Here is a 2,277-nt window from a genome sequence, read left to right as displayed (position 1 = left end):
AATTGTCACGTTTGCTTTTGTTATACGTGACGTTTTTAACCCAAATTGTTCCAGACGAATGGACGGGTACGGACAGATTGGTGTGTAAAGTTTCTGCTTCTTTTGTTGCAAAAGTCAATTTGCTTAGTGTGGCATTTACAAGTTCCTTATTACATCCTTTCAAAGATACCAAGTACTCAAATACAACTTTCCTTATTGTGGAATTGCTATCAATAGATAAATCATATTGAAATTCTTTTATCGTCTTGTCTGTCTTTATTGTAACAGCCTTTGTTCTACAAATGTTTTCTAAACGCTGTTGATTAAAAGTTTCATACAGAAAGAAATCAATAAATTCTTCACCATTTTCCGCATTCAAATCTATCTCTGTTTTCCATACCATTGTTGGAACATCCTCATTCGTATCATAAAATAGCCTTATATCGCTGCCTATGTATAATCCTAAGAGGGTCTTGCACAAACGCATATATGATAAGAGTTGTTGCTCTTGTCTAAGTGTAATGCTATTATTCGGACGTTTCAGTTCTATTACAAAAACAGGAATGCCGTTTGTCTTTATTGTTATGTCTGGTTCTACTTGGTTGTGTGAGCCTACGTTTATCCTTTCCTTGGGACATATTTCTCCCTGTACCTTGCTCCATCCTAATTGGCGCAAGTTCGATTCCACAATATCTTGGTATTTATCTTCCAATACATCGTTTTTGCGTGCCTCTATCAAATCATAGCAGAATTCTTGCCAAATGTCTTTTTTCTGTTTCATTACTTTCCAAAACTTGACTTATGCGCATTTTAGCCTGTTAATATTTACCTTCAGATGGTCATTGAGAAATGCCAGCAGAGTACTCATTTTTGCATCATCTACTATAGAACGGATTTCTCTTAGTATACGTTCTTTTATTCTACCCTCATCTTTGGTTAAAATACCTTTGACATTCTCCATTACGAAATACTTCGGACGAAGAGCCTTGATAACTTTCAAATAATGATAAAATAAATCATCACGTTTATCAAGTTTCTTACGTCTTCCTGCCAAACTGAATGATTGGCAACTTGGACCGCCTGTAATTACATCAATCTCTTGTCCGTGTAAACGTTCCATCAAATTCGGAAGAAACGAATCTTCCATAATGTCTTGACACAAAAAGTCTGTATCAAGTCCCAACATCTTGTTATATCTTACACGATGCGTAAGTTCACAATTCTCATTAATATCGCTTGCAAGGCGAAAATCATAGAACTTATCATCTGTATATGCCTGCATAAATCCTTCGCTGAAGCCTCCAGCACCAGCGAATAAATCGAGATAATTCACACCTCTACGAGAGGCGAGGAATTCTTTTTTTTCAGCCATTCTTTATCTTTCAGTTGTTTTTGTTCAAAAAATCAGCCCTTACAAGTTCTGTATAATTTACATCCAATAGCTCTGCTATTTTAAGTAAAGTTTCAAGCGATGGCTGCGAAGTGTTTGTACACCATTTGGATATAGTGCAAGGGTCTTTCTGCAGCTGTTCCGCCAGCCACTTATTGCTGCGCTTTTTTTCTACCAGCACAACCTTTATTCTATTTATATCTTTATAATCTTCCATAAAGCAACTTTTTGCAAAAATACCATTTATTTTTTTTTTTCACTGATTTTTCAAAAATAAAGTGATTTAAAAATCAATTTTCTTCTTTTATCACAAATATCCAACTGGTATTTGTGCCATTTTGAAATTAAGAAAGAACGTACCATGCAAGTGCCAAGGGCGAAAGCCTCCATGAATAAAGGTTTCATGGGACAGTCAAACATTTGGTATGCCGATAGCGACACCAAGGAAGTAATGTGTTTCCGCCAGAAGGTTATTGACTATATTGAGAATTACGTCAAGCCTCTAACACATAAAACAAAACCTAACATTGATGTTGATGCAAAAATCGCTGTTGAGAAAGCTGCCGTATCAGCAGCTACAACATTTTATATGAAGCAAGGCTACAATGTCATTTCTGTGGAGGACGAAAACAAGGGATGGGACTTGGAAGCTACCAAAGGCAAGGCGTTTCTCTGTATAGAGGTCAAAGGCTTGGCTGGTTCACAAATCTCTGTGCATATTTCCAAGAATGAGTCTTCCAAGATGAACCCGTTGGCGGAATCAATTTAAGTTGATAGATGCAAGTGAAAAGGTTGTACATATCGCTGATTATACCAACTTAGTGGTGCTCAAACATTAAGTTCAAACCATCGTACGTACAACATTTAACAAAATTCATCAAATTCGCAATAGCTCGCTATTACTCATT

General features: G+C 36.4%; 4 protein-coding genes. 1 reads left to right on the top strand and 3 read right to left on the bottom strand.

Annotated features, from left to right (window positions below; translation table 11 throughout):
* From QVO99_RS00085 to QVO99_RS00075, 3 genes are all read right to left on the bottom strand, one after another.
* Positions 1-760 (bottom strand): type I restriction endonuclease (locus tag QVO99_RS00085; RefSeq protein ID WP_288176821.1); only part of this gene is annotated, 760 nt, incomplete at its 3' end.
* Positions 761-778: 18 nt separating this feature from the next.
* Positions 779-1,351, bottom strand: coding sequence for a DNA cytosine methyltransferase (locus tag QVO99_RS00080; protein ID WP_022315542.1), 573 nt, complete (start codon positions 1,349-1,351; stop codon positions 779-781).
* Between the two features lie 10 nt (positions 1,352-1,361).
* Positions 1,362-1,586 (bottom strand): helix-turn-helix transcriptional regulator, encoded by a 225-nt coding sequence (locus QVO99_RS00075; protein WP_022315541.1) that lies wholly within the window; start codon positions 1,584-1,586, stop codon positions 1,362-1,364.
* A gap of 171 nt (positions 1,587-1,757) precedes the next feature.
* Here QVO99_RS00075 and QVO99_RS00070 point away from each other — a divergent pair, with 171 nt between their 5' ends.
* Entirely contained in the window at positions 1,758-2,138 is a 381-nt protein-coding gene (locus QVO99_RS00070) for a protein NO VEIN domain-containing protein (RefSeq protein WP_288176820.1), read from the top strand.
* The last annotated feature ends 139 nt before the right edge of the window (positions 2,139-2,277 follow it).

It is taken from the genome of Prevotella sp. CAG:592, assembly GCF_000436015.1.
In the GTDB taxonomy this organism is placed as follows: Bacteria; Bacteroidota; Bacteroidia; order Bacteroidales; family Bacteroidaceae; genus Prevotella; species Prevotella pectinovora.
This window is presented reverse-complemented; position numbering and strand designations above follow the sequence as displayed.

Coding starts and splice junctions, on each gene's coding strand:
- QVO99_RS00080 (WP_022315542.1), bottom strand. CDS start 1,351: ATGGCTGAAAAAAAAGAATTCCTCGCCTCTCGTAGAGGTGTGAATTAT.
- QVO99_RS00075 (WP_022315541.1), bottom strand. CDS start 1,586: ATGGAAGATTATAAAGATATAAATAGAATAAAGGTTGTGCTGGTAGAA.
- QVO99_RS00070 (WP_288176820.1), top strand. CDS start 1,758: ATGAATAAAGGTTTCATGGGACAGTCAAACATTTGGTATGCCGATAGC.